This window comes from Bradyrhizobium sp. JHI2711 (genome assembly GCF_056156565.1).
In genome coordinates this window covers 2,229,422-2,245,926 of record NZ_JBPZPT010000001.1, presented here as the reverse complement: position 1 = coordinate 2,245,926, position 16,505 = coordinate 2,229,422, and the positions used below count along the sequence as shown (strand labels likewise).

General features: G+C 64.9%; 15 protein-coding genes. 11 read left to right on the top strand and 4 right to left on the bottom strand.

Going from position 1 to position 16,505, the window contains the following annotated elements:
• Positions 1–266 precede the first annotated feature (266 nt).
• From ACTEK7_RS10490 to ACTEK7_RS10475, 4 genes are read left to right on the top strand one after another with little or no spacing between them, the layout of a single operon-like run.
• The gene (locus ACTEK7_RS10490; RefSeq protein WP_036004382.1) at positions 267–2,030 is read left to right on the top strand and encodes an ABC transporter ATP-binding protein; all 1,764 of its coding nucleotides are present in this window, start codon (positions 267–269) and stop codon (positions 2,028–2,030) included.
• A gap of 58 nt (positions 2,031–2,088) precedes the next feature.
• Complete coding sequence (locus ACTEK7_RS10485) at positions 2,089–4,293, top strand: amylo-alpha-1,6-glucosidase (protein ID WP_036004384.1); 2,205 nt, start codon at positions 2,089–2,091, stop codon at positions 4,291–4,293.
• An 18-nt stretch (positions 4,294–4,311) separates the two neighbouring features.
• Positions 4,312–4,833: a PRC-barrel domain-containing protein gene (locus ACTEK7_RS10480; RefSeq protein WP_057026798.1), complete on the top strand. Its 522-nt coding sequence runs from the start codon at positions 4,312–4,314 to the stop codon at positions 4,831–4,833.
• Positions 4,834–4,856: 23 nt separating this feature from the next.
• Positions 4,857–6,170 (top strand): MFS transporter, encoded by a 1,314-nt coding sequence (locus ACTEK7_RS10475; protein ID WP_225146143.1) that lies wholly within the window; start codon positions 4,857–4,859, stop codon positions 6,168–6,170.
• 43 nt (positions 6,171–6,213) lie between these two features.
• Here the strand turns inward: ACTEK7_RS10475 and ACTEK7_RS10470 are convergent, their stop codons facing one another.
• The 4 genes from ACTEK7_RS10470 to fixL all read right to left on the bottom strand — a co-directional run bounded on the left by ACTEK7_RS10470 (position 6,214) and on the right by fixL (position 9,613).
• Positions 6,214–6,912, bottom strand: coding sequence for a helix-turn-helix domain-containing protein (locus tag ACTEK7_RS10470; protein WP_225146142.1), 699 nt, complete (start codon positions 6,910–6,912; stop codon positions 6,214–6,216).
• Positions 6,913–6,996: 84 nt separating this feature from the next.
• On the bottom strand, positions 6,997–7,431 hold the full coding sequence (locus ACTEK7_RS10465; protein ID WP_036004393.1) for a response regulator transcription factor: 435 nt from the start codon (positions 7,429–7,431) through the stop codon (positions 6,997–6,999).
• A gap of 43 nt (positions 7,432–7,474) precedes the next feature.
• On the bottom strand, positions 7,475–8,092 hold the full coding sequence (fixJ, locus tag ACTEK7_RS10460; RefSeq protein ID WP_225146141.1) for a response regulator FixJ: 618 nt from the start codon (positions 8,090–8,092) through the stop codon (positions 7,475–7,477).
• 3 nt (positions 8,093–8,095) lie between these two features.
• The gene (gene fixL / locus ACTEK7_RS10455; RefSeq protein WP_225146140.1) at positions 8,096–9,613 is read right to left on the bottom strand and encodes a sensor protein FixL; all 1,518 of its coding nucleotides are present in this window, start codon (positions 9,611–9,613) and stop codon (positions 8,096–8,098) included.
• Positions 9,614–9,832: 219 nt separating this feature from the next.
• Between fixL and ACTEK7_RS10450 the strand changes: the two genes are divergently transcribed.
• The 7 genes from ACTEK7_RS10450 (at position 9,833) to ccoG (ending at position 16,498) form a co-directional block, all read left to right on the top strand.
• Positions 9,833–10,666 (top strand): universal stress protein, encoded by an 834-nt coding sequence (locus tag ACTEK7_RS10450; RefSeq protein ID WP_225146139.1) that lies wholly within the window; start codon positions 9,833–9,835, stop codon positions 10,664–10,666.
• Positions 10,667–10,706: 40 nt separating this feature from the next.
• Positions 10,707–11,132 carry a CBS domain-containing protein gene (locus ACTEK7_RS10445; RefSeq protein ID WP_225146138.1) on the top strand — a complete coding sequence of 142 codons (426 nt, stop codon included), beginning with the start codon at positions 10,707–10,709 and terminating at the stop codon, positions 11,130–11,132.
• A gap of 321 nt (positions 11,133–11,453) precedes the next feature.
• On the top strand, positions 11,454–13,103 hold the full coding sequence (gene ccoN / locus ACTEK7_RS10440; RefSeq protein ID WP_036004408.1) for a cytochrome-c oxidase, cbb3-type subunit I: 1,650 nt from the start codon (positions 11,454–11,456) through the stop codon (positions 13,101–13,103).
• A gap of 12 nt (positions 13,104–13,115) precedes the next feature.
• Positions 13,116–13,850 carry a cytochrome-c oxidase, cbb3-type subunit II gene (gene ccoO, locus ACTEK7_RS10435; RefSeq protein ID WP_036025943.1) on the top strand — a complete coding sequence of 245 codons (735 nt, stop codon included), beginning with the start codon at positions 13,116–13,118 and terminating at the stop codon, positions 13,848–13,850.
• Positions 13,851–13,863: 13 nt separating this feature from the next.
• Complete coding sequence (locus tag ACTEK7_RS10430; protein WP_025034779.1) at positions 13,864–14,028, top strand: cbb3-type cytochrome oxidase subunit 3; 165 nt, start codon at positions 13,864–13,866, stop codon at positions 14,026–14,028.
• 6 nt (positions 14,029–14,034) lie between these two features.
• A complete protein-coding gene (ccoP, locus tag ACTEK7_RS10425) occupies positions 14,035–14,910 on the top strand; it encodes a cytochrome-c oxidase, cbb3-type subunit III (protein ID WP_036025941.1) in 876 nt (291 codons plus the stop codon).
• Between the two features lie 121 nt (positions 14,911–15,031).
• Positions 15,032–16,498, top strand: a complete 1,467-nt coding sequence (gene ccoG, locus ACTEK7_RS10420) for a cytochrome c oxidase accessory protein CcoG (protein WP_036037795.1) — start codon at positions 15,032–15,034, stop codon at positions 16,496–16,498.
• Positions 16,499–16,505: the final 7 nt, after the last annotated feature.

Below are 16,505 nucleotides of genomic sequence, written 5' to 3'. Positions count from 1 at the left end.
CTCCTCTGCGATCATGAAGTTGAAACCCCCGCCTTAACGGCACCGGCAATGCCAGACGAGGGAACGTTCCCGCACCTGCGAAGTTCCTTCCCCCGAACGTTACATATTCGACACGTCGGCGGAGCGTCGCGATGCTGCCACTACATCTTCGCACATCGTCCGCATCCGCATGTCGTGATGGGATTGCCCGGGAACCGAGGCGAAGCGGTCGATGTTCACTCGACCAGTAACGAAACGAAAAATCAGCATAACGGGGCGACAGCCATATGGATCAGCTTTCTGGGTACGCGCGTAGGCCATTTGCCTTTGTCCTGCGCTATCTCCGGCGTCGTCTCGCGTCGCATTTGGTGATCCTGACCGCGGTCGTGGGGGCCGTTGCCTGCTCCGTAGGCACCCAGTATGGCGTCAAAGCTCTGGTTGACGCCTTGTCGGCCGGTCCCTCGTATGGCGGTGGCGTATGGCTGGCATTCATTCTGCTCATGTCACTGATTGCCGCCGACAACTTCCTGTGGCGGATCGCAAGCTGGACGGCGAGCTTCACCTTCGTCCGGGTCACGGGCGATTTACGGCGTGACATATTTCGTCATCTGACCGGGCACGCCCCGAGCTACTTCTCGGACCGGATGCCCGGCATGCTGACGAGCCGCATCACCGCGACCTCGAACGCGGTGTTCACCGTCGAGAACATGTTCGTCTGGAATGTGTTGCCGCCGTGCATTGCCACAATTGCGGCAATCATCCTGATTGGAACCGTCAGTCCCTACATGGCGCTCGGCCTGATCGCGATCGCGGGCGGCATGGTGGTTGCGATGTTTCGCCTGGCCGCGGCCGGCAAACCGCTGCATGACGATTTCGCCGACAAGGCCGCATTGGTCGACGGCGAGATGATCGACGTCATCAGCAACATGCCGCTGGTGCGCGCCTTCTGCGGCATCAGCCACGAGCATGAGCGGTTCGACGCGACCGTGAACCAGGAGCTGACCGCGCGCAGCCGCAGCCTGCGTTATCTGGAGAAGCTGCGGCTGTTGCATGCCGTCATCACCGTGCTTCTGACCATTGCGCTGATGGCCTGGGCGATCTCGCTCTGGCAGAAGGGCCAAGCGACGACCGGCGACGTCGTGCTGGTCTGTACGCTCGGCATCTCGATCCTGAGCGCGACGCGCGATCTCGCGGTGGCGCTGGTCGACGTCACCCAGCACGTCGCGCGTCTGACAGAGGCGATCGCCACGCTGCTGGTGCCGCACGAGCTCCGCGATCATCCCGAGGCCGAGCCCCTGGTCAAAAGCGGCGCGGCCATCGCGTACAACAACGTCACCTTCGGCTATCCCGGCAGCGACAAGATCTTCGAGCGCTTCAGCCTGCGCCTCCAGCCCGGCCAGCGCGTCGGACTGGTCGGCCAGTCCGGCGGCGGCAAGTCGACGCTGTTCACGCTGCTGCAGCGCTTCTACGACGTCGACGAGGGCAATATCACCATTGACGGCCAGGACATCTCGAAGGTGACGCAGCTGAGCCTGCGCGAGGCGATTTCCGTCGTGCCGCAGGACATTTCCTTGTTTCATCGCTCGATTCGCGAGAACATCCGTTATGGCCGGCCGAACGCGACCGACGACGAGGTGCTGCGCGCGGCGATCGCAGCGCGCTGCGACTTCGTCGAGAGCCTGCCCGAGGGCCTCGACACCATGGTCGGCGACCGCGGCGTCAAGATGTCGGGCGGCCAGCGCCAGCGCATCGCGATCGCGCGCGCCTTCCTGAAGGACGCGCCGATCCTGCTGCTGGACGAGGCGACCGCCGCGCTCGACAGCGAATCCGAGGAGGCGATCCGCGAGGCGCTGTCCCGCCTGATGCGCGGCCGCACCGTGATCGCGATCGCTCATCGCCTTGCGACGCTGCGCAATTTCGATCGTGTCGTGGTGTTGAGGAATGGTAAGATCATCGAGGACGGCTCGCCCGAGCGCCTGATGCAGGGTCACGGGCCGTATCGTGAGCTGGTCACGCAGGAAATGAGCCGGCTCGCGCAAGCCGCCGCGTAAACCAACAGTCGCGTTCTCGAGTCGGTCGCGTTTCGAATCAAGCGCAGGGGAGCAGCTCATGTCGGCAGAAGCCGTAACCCAGTTCGTCTCCGTGACGCGGACCCCGGAACAGGTCGCGGAACAGCCCTTCTACATTCCGATGACCGGGCCCTCGGCCCGGCCGCGGCGTTCGCTCAAGCACGACGACACCTTTATCGTGCTCGACAGCCACGGCGACATCGGCGCGTCCGCTGGCGGGCCGGACGGGCTGTTCCATCACGACACGCGCTATCTTGCGCGGCTGGAGCTCGTGCTCGACGATCTCCAGCCGCTGCTGCTCGGCTCGAATCTGCGCGACGACAATTCGGCGTTGACCGTCGATCTCACCAATCCGGACATCTACCGGCAGGGCAACCTCGTTCTGCAAAAGGACCTGTTGCACGTCGTGCGCACCATCTTCCTGTGGCGCGGCACCGCGTACCAGCGCATCGGCGTGCAGAACCATGGCGACCGGCGCACCAGCTTCGAGCTGACGCTGCTGTTCGGCAACGACTTCGCCGATCTGTTCGAGGTCCGCGGCGAGCGGCGGCCGCGCCGCGGCGTCGGAACCGGCCGGCTGCTCGGGCCGACCGACGTCCTGTTCGAGTATCGCGGCCTTGACGACGCCGAGCGGACCACCGGCCTGCATTTCGATCCGCGTCCGACGCGGCTCTCGGTCAACGCTGCGACCTGGGAGCTCGACCTGGAGCCGCACCAGGCCAAATCGCTGTTCGTGGCCGTGTCCTGCAACCGGCCGCTGACGGAGAAGCCGGTGCGGTTCTTCCCGGGTCTGCTGGCGCACCGCCGCGAGATGCGGCAGTCGACCATGGGCGCGGCCAGCATCGAGACCTCCAACAACATCTTCAACGAGGTGCTGTGCCAGGCCATGGCCGACCTCAACATGCTGATGACCGAGACGCCGCAGGGACGCTATCCCTATGCCGGCATTCCCTGGTACTCGACGACGTTCGGGCGCGACGGCCTCATCACCGCGCTGCAGATGCTCTGGGTCGATCCGCGCATTGCCAAGGGCGTCCTGCGCCGGCTCGCGCATTTCCAGGCCGCGGCGGTCGATCCGCTCGCGGACGCCGCGCCCGGCAAGATCCTGCACGAGATGCGCGGCGGCGAGATGGCGGCGCTCGGGGAAGTCCCGTTCGCGCATTACTACGGCAGCGTCGATTCGACCGCGCTGTTCGTGCTGCTCGCAGGCAGCTATTTCGAGCGCACCGGCGACGAGGCCACGTTGATCGAGCTGTGGCCCGCGATCGAGGCGGGGCTCGCCTGGATCGACGGTCCGGGCGATCCCGATCAGGACGGCTTCGTCGAGTACCAGCGCGCGACCGAGAAAGGGCTGGCGAACCAGGGCTGGAAGGATTCCTATGACGCGATCTTCCATGCCGACGGCCGGCTTGCCGAGGGCAATATCGCGCTCGCGGAGGTCCAGGGCTACGTCTTTGCCGCCAAGCAGCTCGCGGCGCGTTGCGCGCTGCGGCTCGGCAAGCCGGACCGCGTGCGCAAGCTCGAGGCCGAAGCCAGGGCGCTCGCCGAGCGCTTCGAGCAGGCGTTCTGGTGCGAGGAGCTCGGCACCTATGCGCTCGCGCTCGACGGCAAGAAGCGGCCCTGCAAGGTGAGGACCTCGAATGCCGGGCAGATCCTGTTCAGCGGCATGGTCCGCGAGGACCGCGCGCGTCTCGTCGCCGCCGATCTGATGCGGCCGCATTTCTTCTCGGGCTGGGGCATCCGCACCGTCGCGCAAGGCGAGGTGCGCTACAACCCGATGTCCTACCATGACGGATCGATCTGGCCGCACGACAACGCGCTGATCGCGCTGGGGCTGGCGCGCTACGGCCTCAAGCATTCGGTGGCGCATGTCTTCAAGGGGCTGTTCGACGCCGCGACCTACATGGATTTGCGCCGGCTGCCCGAATTGTTCTGCGGCTTCCGGCGCGAGAAGCGGCGCGGGCCGACGCTGTACCCGGTCGCCTGCGCGCCGCAGGCCTGGGCCAGCGCGACGCCGTTCACGTTGCTGGAGGCGGCGCTCGGCCTCGAGTTCGACGTCGCGCGCGGCGAGATTCGCCTGCGCAACCCGCATCTGCCGGCGTTCCTCAACGAGGTGATCCTGCGCGATCTGCGCCTTGGCGAATCCAGCGTCGATCTTCGCGTCAGCCGTCACGGCGACGACGTGGCGCTGGAAGTGTTGCGCACGCGCGGTCAGATCCAGGTCTCGATCGTGCTGGCGCGCTAGAGGCGCGAGGAGGAGGTCATGCGTGCGATCGGAAGGTTGATCTTGGGCGTGGCGATCGTCGCGGGCTTGACGGTCGCCGAATCGCGCGCGGCCGAGGAGCCGCCTGCATCCCCGAGCGAGGCAAAGGCACCGGCAAATGTGCAACCGCCGGCTTCCACGGTGCCCGTCACGCCCAAGGACGCCGCGCCGCCGCCATCGGTGACCATCATCGGCGCGAGCGAGGCCCACGGCGTTCTCGGCCGCGACGTTCGCAGCGCCGCCGGCGAGGACATGGGTCGCATCGTCGACGTCATCGTCGATCGCACCGGCCATGTCCGCGCTGCGGCGATCGATTTCGGCGGCTTCCTCGGCGTCGGCAGCCGCAAGATCGTCGTCGACTGGAACGCGCTGCGCTTCGGCAAGATCGCCAACAAGAAGGACAGCATCACGCTGGAATTGACCAAGGCGCAGGTCGCGGCCGCACCGGAATACAAGGAGGACACGCCGATCGTCGTGCTCGGCGCGTCCGGCAGCCTTCAGCCGCTGCAAGCGATTCAGTGAGGTGCAGGGAGGGCTGACCGCCCGTGCTGTTGTCGAGGAAGCCGAACCATGCAGATCGCGGCGGCGTCGTCGAGCAGGACAACGTCGTGGAGCCGGCGGCTGCGGGCATTCCGGCCCCGTCGCGGCAGAGCCTCCGCGGCCTCGACTGGTTCATCTTCTTCCTCGCCGACGTGCAGACCGGATTCGGTCCCTTCATCGCGGTCTATCTGACGACGCAGAAATGGACCCAGGTCGAGATCGGGTTCGTGCTGTCGATCGGCGGCATCGTCGCCCTGATCGGCCAGATGCCGGGCGGCGCGATCATCGATGCCGCGAAATCGGAGCGCCTCGTCGCCGCCCTCGCGATCGCGACCATCGGCGCCTGCGCGCTGGCCTATGCGGCGATGCCGATCTTCGCCGTCGTGGTGACCGCCGCCACGCTGCATGCGATGGCGAGCTGCGTGCTCGGGCCGGCGATCGCCGCGATCAGCCTCGGCCTCGTCGGCCCGCTCGCGATCGGCGAGCGGCTCGGGCGCAACGCGCGCTTCGCCTCGCTCGGCAACGGCGTCGCGGCGGCGGTGATGGGCACCGCGGGCTACCTGTTATCGAGCCGCTCGGTCTTCCTGGTCACCTTCCTGCTCGTGATTCCAACCCTGATCGCTCTGTCGCGCATCCGCGAGAACGAGGTCGACATCAGGCGCTGTCACGGCGAGCTGCCGCCTGAAGCCGCCGACCGCGGCGATCCCAATATCTGGCACCTGATCCGGCAGCGCCCGCTCATCGTGTTCGCGCTCAGCGTGCTGCTGCTGCAGCTCGCGAACGCCGCGATGATGCCGCTGATGGCGAGCGCGGTGACGGCGCGATCGAGCCAATGGGCGACCGTGCTCGTCGCCTTTTGCATCGTCGTTCCGCAAGCGATCGTGGCGCTGCTGTCGCCGACGGTCGGGCGCAAGGCGCAAGCGTGGGGCCGGCGCCCGCTGCTGCTGATCGGATTCGGTGCTCTGGCGATTCGCGGCCTGTTGTTTGCGACCGTGCGCGATCCGTATCTGTTGGTGCTGGTGCAGGTGTTCGACGGCATCACCGCGGCGGTCTTCGCGGTGATGATCCCGCTGATCGTCGCCGACGTCGCGTTCGGCAGCGGGCATTTCAACCTGGCGCAGGGGATCGTCGGCACCGCAACGGGCATCGGCGCGTCGCTGAGCACGGTGCTTGGCGGCTATGTCAGCGACAAGTTCGGCAATGCCACCGCATTCATCGGGCTGTCCGGCGTTGCCGCAGCGGGGCTCCTGCTGATCTTCTTTGTGATGCCGGAGACGCGGCGCACGGGTCTGACAGCCACCAAAGAAATGGCCGGCTGAACGAATTCAGCCGGCCAAAGTGGGTGGGGAGGAAGATTGAGGATCAGGCGTCGAGATTGTGCAGACGCTGGCGGTTGCGCAGCACGATCTGGCGGGCACCGGAGAAACCGAGAATGCCCTGAGCGTGAAGCTGCGACAGCGCGCGCGACACGGTCTCCAAGGTGAGGCCGAGATAGTCGCCGATGTCGCGCCGGCACATCGGCAGTGCCATCATGCCGGCGACGGCGAGGCGGCGGTCCATTTCGAGCAGGAAGGTCGCAACACGCTCCATCGCAGTCTTGCGGCCCAGCAGCAGCATGTGGTCCTCGGCATGGCGCAACTCGCCGGCCGTCATGGCCCAGAGCTTGCGGGCGACCTGCACGTCGGTGCCGGCGGCCTTTTCCAGGCTGGCGCGCTTCACGAGGCGGACTGTGGTGTCGATGATGGCTTCAGCGGCGAGGCGGTGAGTGGGACCGGATTCGAGGCCGAACACGTCGCCGGGAAGATGGAAGGCGCCGATCTGGCGGCGGCCGTCGGAGAGAAGCTTGTAGCTGCGCACCGCGCCGGTCACGACCTGATAGACATATTCGGCCGCCTCCTCCTCGCCATAGATCTCCTCGTCCTTGCCGTAGGAGAACTCGGTGGCGACCAGGCCGACATGGCCCGCGATCGCGCCGAACTGGTCGGTAACGGGGTGGGCAGGAGCAATCCTGCCACCGATTTGGGTGTTGATCGCCTGGGTGTTGAGCGTCTGGGTCAGCATCTGCGCCATCTCCGTTGTGATGGAGCACTGCTACGATGAAACACGCAATCCGGAAATTTCGCGCGTTATCTTAGGGATGTTTACCTACGTAGAGTCCCTAGGTCCCGCTCCGGGGCGGTCCTGGATGGCGTGGCGGATGCACTTGACCAGGTTTTCGTCGAGAAGCGGCTTCAAAACCACGTCCTTGATGCCCGCCATCGCGGCCCGGGCCGAGATGTTCTCGTCGGGATAGCCGGTGATCAGGATCACGGGCGCGTCGCGGTGGGATTTGCGAAGCCGGCCGGTCAAATCGATGCCGTTGATGTCGGGCATCTTGTAGTCGATGACGTAGCAGTCCGGCCCGGGCGCGGCGCCGAGATTGAGCAGCGCCGTGCCACTCCTGAAGGTCCGCACGGCGAAGCCGTCGGTCTCCAGCAGGAACCGCAGGGATCCGAGAACTGCGGCATCATCGTCGACCACAAAGACGGTGGGTTGTGGGGAGGACGACGGCCGCGCACGATGTGGGCTGACCTCAACCATGCTGTCTGGCTAGCACTGCGCCGTGAAGTCGCCTTGACCTGCCTCAATCGTTGAGCATGCCGGCGCGCATCGCGAGGCGAACCAGTTCCGAAAGGCTGCTCGCCTGCATCTTGGTCATGACGTTGGCCCGGTAGACCTCGATGGTCCGCGGGCTGATGTCGTATTCGCGGGCGATCAGCTTGTTGGAGAGGCCCGCGACCAGCCCCTCCATGACCTGGCGTTCCCGCGGGCTCAAGGACGCGACGCGGGCAGCGATGTCCTGCGCGACGGCCTCGTTCTTGGCGGCGGGCTCGGCCTGGCGGAGCGCCGACTCGATCATGGCGGTGAGACGGTCGTCATCGAATGGCTTTTCCAGGAAGTCGACCGCCCCGAGCTTCATCGCCTCGACCGCCAGCGGCACGTCGCCGTGACCGGTCATGATCACGATCGGGAATGGGCTTTGCTGCGCCTTCATCCGCTTCAAGAGCTCGATGCCGTCGAGGCCGGGCATGCGCACGTCGGAGACGACGCAGCCGAAACCGAGGCCGGGCAGGGCTTCGAGAAAGGCGAGCGCGTCGTCGAACAAAGTGACGGCGAAGCCGGCGGAATCCAGCAGGAAGTTCAGCGAGTCCCGCATCGCTGCGTCGTCGTCGATGACGTAAACATTTCCCTTGGTCGTCATGGATCAGCTCTCGTCGGTTGCCGGCAGGGTGAAGCGGAACGTCGCTCCGCCCGCTGCGTTGCTCTCGGCCCACATGCGGCCGCCATGGGCCTCGATGATCGAGCGGCTGATGGAGAGTCCCACGCCCATGCCGGTGTCCTTGGTGGTGAAGAAGGTCTGGAACAGGTTTGGAATGATGTCTTCCCGGAAGCCGATGCCGGTGTCGGAGACCTCCACCTCGATCATGCCGTCGGCGACACGGGTGTTGGCGACAACGAGCTCGCGCCGCTGCGACTGCGCCATCGCCTCGAGCGCGTTGCGGAACAGGTTGACCAGCACCTGCTGAATCTGCACCCGGTCGGCGAGAACGAGGTCGGCGTCGGGATCGAGGCTGAAGCGCAGCTGCACGTTCTGCTCGCGCGCGCCGGCGAGCCCGAGCGCGCCGGCTTCCTCGATCAGCTTGGACAGGCTCTCGACCCGCTTCTCGGATTCGCCGCGGGAGACGAAGTCGCGCAGGCGGCGGATGATCTGGCCGGCGCGCAACGCCTGCTCCGCCGCACGGTCCAGCGCGCTTTCGACCTTCGGCATGTTGGGATCGGTGCTGCCGGCGAGGAGGCGCCGCGATCCCTTCATGTAATTGCTGATCGCCGCCAGCGGCTGGTTGAGCTCGTGGGCGAGCGCGGAAGCCATCTCGCCCATCGCGGTCAGCCGCGACACGTGCACGAGCTCGGATTGCAGCTCCTGGAGCCGCGCCTGGGTCTGCTGGTGCTCGGTGAGATCGCGCACGAAGCCGGTGAAATGGGGCTCGCCCGCGCGTTGCGTCTTCCCGACGGACAGGTGCATCGGGAAGGTCGTGCCGTCGCGGCGTTTGCCCGTCACGATCCGGCCGATGCCGATGATGTGCGGATCATTGGTCCTGAGATAGCGCGTGAGATAGCTGTCGTGACGCGACTGATCGGGTTCCGGCATGAGAATGCTCACGTTCCGGCCGATCGCTTCCTGCCTGCTGTAGCCGAACAGCCGCTCCGCCGCGCTGCTGAAGAGCTGCATGATGCCGCGTGAATCGATGACGATCATGGCATCGGGCACCGTTTCGAGAATCGAGCGAAGATGATTCTCCTGGGACCGCAGGGCCTCTTCGAGCTGCTTCTCCTCGTTGATGTCGAGGAATATCCCGCTGAGGTGACGCGGCGTGCCCGCATCGTCCCGGATCACACCGGCCCTGACCCGGATCCATTGACCGTTTCCGGCTGCGCCGCGGACCTTGAAGGACAGGTCGAGACCCCCGCCGCCTTCCGACGTGCGCCCGATCGCCTTCAGGAGGTGGTCCCGATCGCCCGGCTCCAACAGGGAAAGAAAGAGATCGTAGCTGACGGCCTGGTCCGGCTGCAGGCCGAACAGCCGCCTGGCCGTGTCCGACCAGTCGAGTTCGCGAGTCTGCAGGTCGAGGTCCCAGGTGCCGACCCCGAATCCCTCGATGCGGACTCGGAAATGCTCGCCCCGACCATCGTCTGCCGGATGGTTCCCGCGGGTCGGCGCCAAGGCTCTGCTCCTCTTCTCGGCGGACCGGCAGGATGCCGTTACCGCTTCAGCAATGTCGCCCAAGGCTCGGCCGGAGGCAAGCGCGGACGTTGAATCCACTGGCGGATTCCCCATCGCCGGGAGAGCGGGCCACCAGAGGCGTCGGATTTGATCTAGCTCAGCCTGTTGCGCGGCAGCGGGTCTAGGATTCAAAAAATTCTGTAATGCTGGAGATTCCCGATGACATACGCCACCGTCATGGTCAGCCTGGCGCTCGATCAGCCCAACGAAGCGCGTCTTCAGGTCGCAGGCGAGCTCGCCGAACGATTCGAGGCGGCCATCGTCGGGGTCGCTGCGGCGCAGTTCGTCCCGCCGCTCTATTTCACCGACGGCGCAGAGGCGCAAGCGCTGATCGACGAGGGCGAAGCTTCGATCAAGCGGCGGCTGGCCGGGCTCGAAGCGCAATTCCGGGCGGCCGTGAAGAATCGCGGTGGGCATGCGGAGTGGCGCAGCGCGATGGATTATCCGGCCCGCTTCGTCACGGCGCAGGCGCGTTGCGCCGACATCGTCGTCAGCGGCGGGCAGAGCCCGGCCTTCTCCGATGCTTTCTCGCTGGCGAGTCCCAAGGACCTGGTGATGCAGACCGGCCGCCCGCTGCTCGTCGTTCCCGACCGGGCCAACTGGCTCGACCTGCGCAGCGTGCTGGTGGCGTGGAAGGACACGCCGGAAGCGCGGCGGGCGGTGGCGGGCGCGCTGCCGATGCTGCACAAGGCGAAGGACGTCACCATCGTGGAAATCCCGGAGCGGGGCGACGAACGTTCGGCCGTGATGGCCGGTGTCAGCGACGTTGCCGCCTGGCTCGGCCGCCACGGCATCACCGCGACGGCGCGCGTCCTCGAGGCCGCAGGATCCGAAACCGCTGCTGCGCGGTTGGAGAAGGCCGCCGCCGACACCGGCGCGGGCCTGATCGTCGCGGGCGCCTATGGTCATTCGAGATTTCGCGAACTGATCCTCGGAGGCGTCACTCAATATCTGGTGACGCAAACCGTCCGCAGCGTGCTGCTGTCGCACTGACCACCGGCCGGCCAGTTTGAGGAATCGAGGAGGACGCGCCGTGTACCAATTTCTTGAACAGACCGTCGACGGCTACATGACGCGCAACGTCAAGACGGTGCAGCGCGACCTCGACTTGTTCCAGCTCAGCGAGATGTTCGAGACCGACGATTTCAATTCCTATCCGGTCGAAGACGACGGGCAGGTGGTCGGCATCGTGACCAAGTTCGACATCCTGAAGTGCTTCGCCTTTACGCCGAGCCAGATGTTGCCGCGCTACGACGACCTGATGAGCCGCAAGATCGGCGACGTCATGACGCCCGAGTTCATCTATGTCAGCCCCGACACGCGGCTGACGCGCGTGCTCCAGATCATGGTCGAGCACCGCATCAGGAGCATCATCGTGCTCGACGGCGCGCAGAAGCTGGCCGGCATCATCGCGCGCGAGGACGTCATTGCGGCGCTCAAGGCGACGGCGCGGGAGTGACGTCTGGATCCTTCTGTTCCAACCTCCGTGATTTCACGGAGGTTATCTATCTTTCTTCCCTTCTCCCCTTGCGGGAGAAGGTGGCGCGAAGCGCCGGATGAGGGGTCGGCTTCAACGAAAAAACTTTTCGTGCGGAACCAACCCCTCACCCAAGTGAGTTTGCCGCACCTTTCTCGCTGCCCTCTCCCACAAGGGGAGAGGGCATTTCAACCGGCACTGCATCGGCTCACATTAACAGAAATCCATCTATCTTGATTTCAATCAATTCCCCGCGAGGGTGGATGTGGTTTCTGGCAGCGTGTTCTTTCAGAGAGAATCCGCATGAGCCAGCCCTCCATCTCAAAATCCATGACCATCGGTGAAAGCGGCTTGGCTGTCGTATTCGCAGTCACCGCTTTCCTCTGCGTGATCGCCTCGGCCAAGGCGCTCGATGCGCCCTTCGCGTTCCACGCTGCGCTCAGCGCGGCGGCGAGCCTCGCTGCGGTGTTCTTCATCGTCAACCGCTACTTCGAGCGGCCGGCGGCGCTGCCGGCCCAGGAGATCAACGGCCGCCCGAACTACAGCATGGGGCCGATCAAGTTCTCGGCCTTCATGGCGATGTTCTGGGGCATTGCCGGATTCCTCGTCGGCCTCATCATCGCCTCGCAGCTGGCCTGGCCCGCGCTGAACTTCGATCTGCCCTGGATCAGCTTCGGCCGCCTGCGCCCGCTGCACACCTCCGCCGTGATCTTCGCCTTCGGCGGCAACGTGTTGATCGCGACCTCGTTCTACGTGGTGCAGAAGTCCTGCCGCGCGCGCCTTGCCGGTGACCTCGCGCCGTGGTTCGTCGTGCTCGGCTACAACTTCTTCATCCTGATCGCCGGCACTGGCTATCTGCTCGGCGTCACCCAGTCGAAGGAATATGCCGAGCCGGAATGGTACGCCGATCTGTGGCTGACCATCGTCTGGGTCGTCTATCTGCTCGTCTTCCTTGCCACCATCTTCAAGCGCAAGGAGCCGCACATCTTCGTTGCGAACTGGTTCTATCTCGCCTTCATCGTGACGATCGCGGTGCTGCATCTCGGCAACAACCCGGCGCTGCCCGTTTCGGTGTTCGGTTCGAAGTCCTACGTCGCCTGGGGCGGCATCCAGGACGCCATGTTCCAGTGGTGGTACGGCCACAACGCGGTCGGCTTCTTCCTGACCGCCGGCTTCCTCGCCATCATGTACTACTTCATCCCGAAGCGTGCCGAGCGGCCGATCTATTCCTACCGGCTCTCTATCATCCACTTTTGGGCGCTGATCTTTCTCTACATCTGGGCAGGTCCCCACCATCTGCACTACACGGCGCTGCCGGACTGGACGCAGACGCTCGGCATGACCTTCTCGATCATGCTGTGGATGCCCTCCTGGGGCGGCATGATCAACGGCCTGATGACGCTGTCGGGTGCCTGGGACAAGCTGCGCACCGATCCCGTGCTGCGCATGCTCGTGGTCTCCGTCGCCTTCTACGGCATGTCGACCTTCGAAGGCCCGATGATGTCGATCAAGGTGGTCAATTCGCTCAGCCACTACACCGACTGGACCATCGGCCACGTGCATTCCGGCGCGCTCGGCTGGGTCGGCTTCGTCTCCTTCGGCGCGCTGTATTGCCTGGTGCCGTGGGCCTGGAATCGCAAGGGCCTCTACAGCCTCAAGCTCGTCAACTGGCACTTCTGGGTCGCCACCCTCGGCATCGTTCTCTACATCTCGGCGATGTGGGTGTCCGGCATCCTGCAAGGCCTGATGTGGCGCGCCTACACCTCGCTCGGCTTCCTCGAATATTCCTTCATCGAGACCGTCGAGGCGATGCATCCCTTCTACATCATCCGCGCCGCAGGCGGCGGCCTGTTCCTGATCGGCTCGCTGATCATGGCCTACAATCTCTGGATGACGGTTCGCGTCGGCGAACAGGAAGTCCAGATGCCCGTCGCTCTTCAGCCGGCGGAATGAGGAGCTCAAGCAATGTCGTTCTGGACACGTCACCAAATCTTCGAAAAGAACTCGATCATCCTGATTGTCGGCATCCTGCTGGTGGTCGCGGTCGGTGGTCTCGTCGAGATCACTCCGCTGTTCTACCTCAAGAGCACGATCGAGAAGGTCGATGGGGTCAGGCCCTACACGCCGCTGGAGCTGGCGGGGCGCAACGTCTATGTCCGCGAGGGCTGCTATCTCTGCCATTCGCAGATGGTCCGGCCCTTGCGCGACGAGGTCGAGCGCTACGGCCATTTCTCGCTCGCCGCCGAGAGCATGTACGATCATCCGTTCCAGTGGGGCTCCAAGCGCACCGGCCCGGATCTCGCCCGTGTCGGCGCCAAATATTCCGACGAGTGGCACGTCACCCATCTGGCCAATCCGCGCGCGATCGTGCCGCAGTCCGTGATGCCCGGCTATCCGTTCCTCAGCAAGGCCGAGATCGACCCGGATGCGATCGCCGGCGACATGCGCACCCTCAGGACCGTCGGCGTGCCCTATAGCGACGAGCAGCTCGCCAATGCCGCCGCCGACCTGAAGGCCCAGGCCGATCCGGACAATGCCGGCACCGACGCCTTCACCAAGCGCTACGCCAAGGCCGTCGTACGCAATTTCGACGGCAAGACCGGCACGCCGACCGAGATGGACGCGCTGGTCGCGTACCTGCAGATGCTCGGTACGCTGGTCGACTTCAAGATCTACAACGAGAAAGCCAATCTTCGCTGAGAAGGCATGAACGATGAAAGCCATCCTGACCGTCCATAATCTTGCGTCCGATCTCGTGACGACGATCTGGACACCGGTGTTCGTCGCGATCTTTCTCGCGATCATCGCCTACGCATTTTGGCCCCGTAACAAGGCTGCGTTCGACAAGGCAGCGCACCTGCCCTTGCGGGAGGAGTGAGAAACCATGACCGATCATTCTAGCGACATCGATTCCGTCTCCGGCAAGTCCACGACCGGACACGAGTGGGACGGCATCAAGGAGCTCAACACGCCGCTGCCGCGGTGGTGGGTGATCACCTTCTATCTCACCATCGTCTGGTCGATCGGCTACTGGATCGTCTATCCGGCCTGGCCGCTGATCCAAAGCAACACCACCGGCCTGTTCGGCTACTCCTCGCGCGCCGACGTCGCGGTCGAGCTCGCCAACCTCGAAAAGATCCGGGGTGACAAGATGGCGGCGCTGGGCACGGCCTCGCTCGCCGACATCCAGAAGGATCCGGCTCTGCTCGCGCTTGCGCGCGCCAAGGGCAAGACGGTGTTCGGCGACAATTGCGCGCCGTGCCACGGCACGGGTGCGACGGGGTCCAAGGGCTATCCCAACCTGAACGACGACGAATGGCTGTGGGGCGGCTCGCTCGACCAGATCATGCAGACCATCCAGTTCGGCGTGCGGTCGGGCCATGCCAAGACCCATGAGGGGCAGATGCTCGCCTTCGGCAAGGATGGCGTGCTGAAGGGCGACGAGATCGTCACCGCCGCCAATTACGTGCGGTCGCTGTCGGGCCTGTCGACCCGCAACGGCTATGACGCCGCCAAGGGCCAGAAGATCTTCGCGGAGAATTGCGCCGCCTGCCACGGCGACGCCGGCAAGGGCAACCAGGAGATGGGCGCACCTGATCTGACCGACAAGATCTGGCTCTACGGCTCCGACGAGGCGAGCCTGATCGAGACCATCGGCCAGGGCCGCGCCGGCGTGATGCCGGCCTGGGAAGGCCGGCTCGATCCCGCCACCATCAAGGCGATGGCGGTCTACGTCCACTCGCTGGGCGGCGGCAAATAGGCCGATCCGCGACCGACGACTTCCGGCGGGGGCGAAGAAAAGCGCCCCCGTTTGCGTTGGATCAACCTGCGCGGCGGTGCCGGGTCTAGGTTTAATCGCACCTTTGAAGAAGCTCGAGGCGATGAACAAGACCGTCAATCCGAACGAACTGAAGCCCGCGGACGACGTCGGGCCGCTCTATGCGGCCCGCAAGAAGGTCTATCCCCAGAGCGTCTCCGGTACTTTCCGCCGGATCAAATGGGGCCTGATGGCATTCTGCCTCGGCGTCTACTACTTCCTGCCCTTCGTGCGCTGGAATCGCGGTCTCGGCGCGCCGAGCCAGGCGGTGCTGATCGATCTTCCCAACAGCCGCTTCTATTTCTTCTTCATCGAACTGTGGCCGCAGGAGGTCTATTACTTCACGGGCCTGTTGATCGTCGCCGCGGTGGCGCTGTTCCTGATGAACTCCATCGGCGGGCGGATCTGGTGCGGCTATCTCTGTCCGCAGACGGTGTGGACCGACCTGTTCTACGCGGTCGAACGCCTGATCGAGGGCGACCGGCGCGAGCGGATGAAGAAAGACAAATCGTCCGATCCGATGAAGCTGGAGCGCATCTCCGAGATCGTGCTCAAGCATTCGATCTGGCTCATGATCGCCTGGTGGACCGGCGGCGCCTGGGTGCTCTATTTCAACGACGCGCCGACCCTGGTGAAGGAGCTCGTCACCTTCCAGGGGCCGATGCTCGCCTATATCTGGATCGGCATCCTCACCGCGACGACCTATCTGCTCGCCGGCTTCATGCGCGAGCAGGTCTGCACCTATATGTGTCCGTGGCCGCGCATTCAGGCCGCACTCACCGACGAATGGGCGCTCAACGTCACCTATCGCTATGACCGCGGCGAGAAGCGCACCTCGGTGAAAAAGGCCGCCGAGCTGCGCGCCCTCGGCCAGCAGGTCGGCGATTGCGTCGACTGCTACCAATGCGTCGCGGTCTGCCCGACCGGCATCGACATCCGCAACGGGCCGCAGATGGAATGCATCCAGTGCGGCCTCTGCATCGACGCATGCGACAACGTGATGACAAAGATCGGCCGGCCGAAGCGGCTGATCGGCTACGACAACGACATCAACATCCATCGCCGCCAGGAAGGCAAGGCGCCGATCTACCGGATCGTCCGGCCTCGCACCGTCGTCTATAGTGCCATTATCGCGGCCGTCGGCGGCTTCATGATCTATACGCTGGCGACCCGCAGCCTGCTCGACGTCAACGTGCTGCACGACCGCAACCCGGTCGCGGTCAAGCTGAGCGACGGCTCGATCCGCAACGCCTATACGGTGCGGCTGCTGAACAAGAGCGGCTACGACCGCGTCATCGCGATCGACGTCGAGGGGCCCGTGAACCCCACGATGCACGTCGTCGGCATCGATTCGGTCACGCCGGACCGTCCGATCATCGTGATCCCGCGCGATGCGACCAGCGAGCTGCGGCTGCTGGTCACCGCGCCGGCCGAAAACAATCCGGAGAAATCGATTCCGGTCCGCTTCCACGTCATGGACATCGGGCTCGGCGTCGCCGCGAGCGCCACCGACAATTTTGTCGCGCCGTAAGATCAGG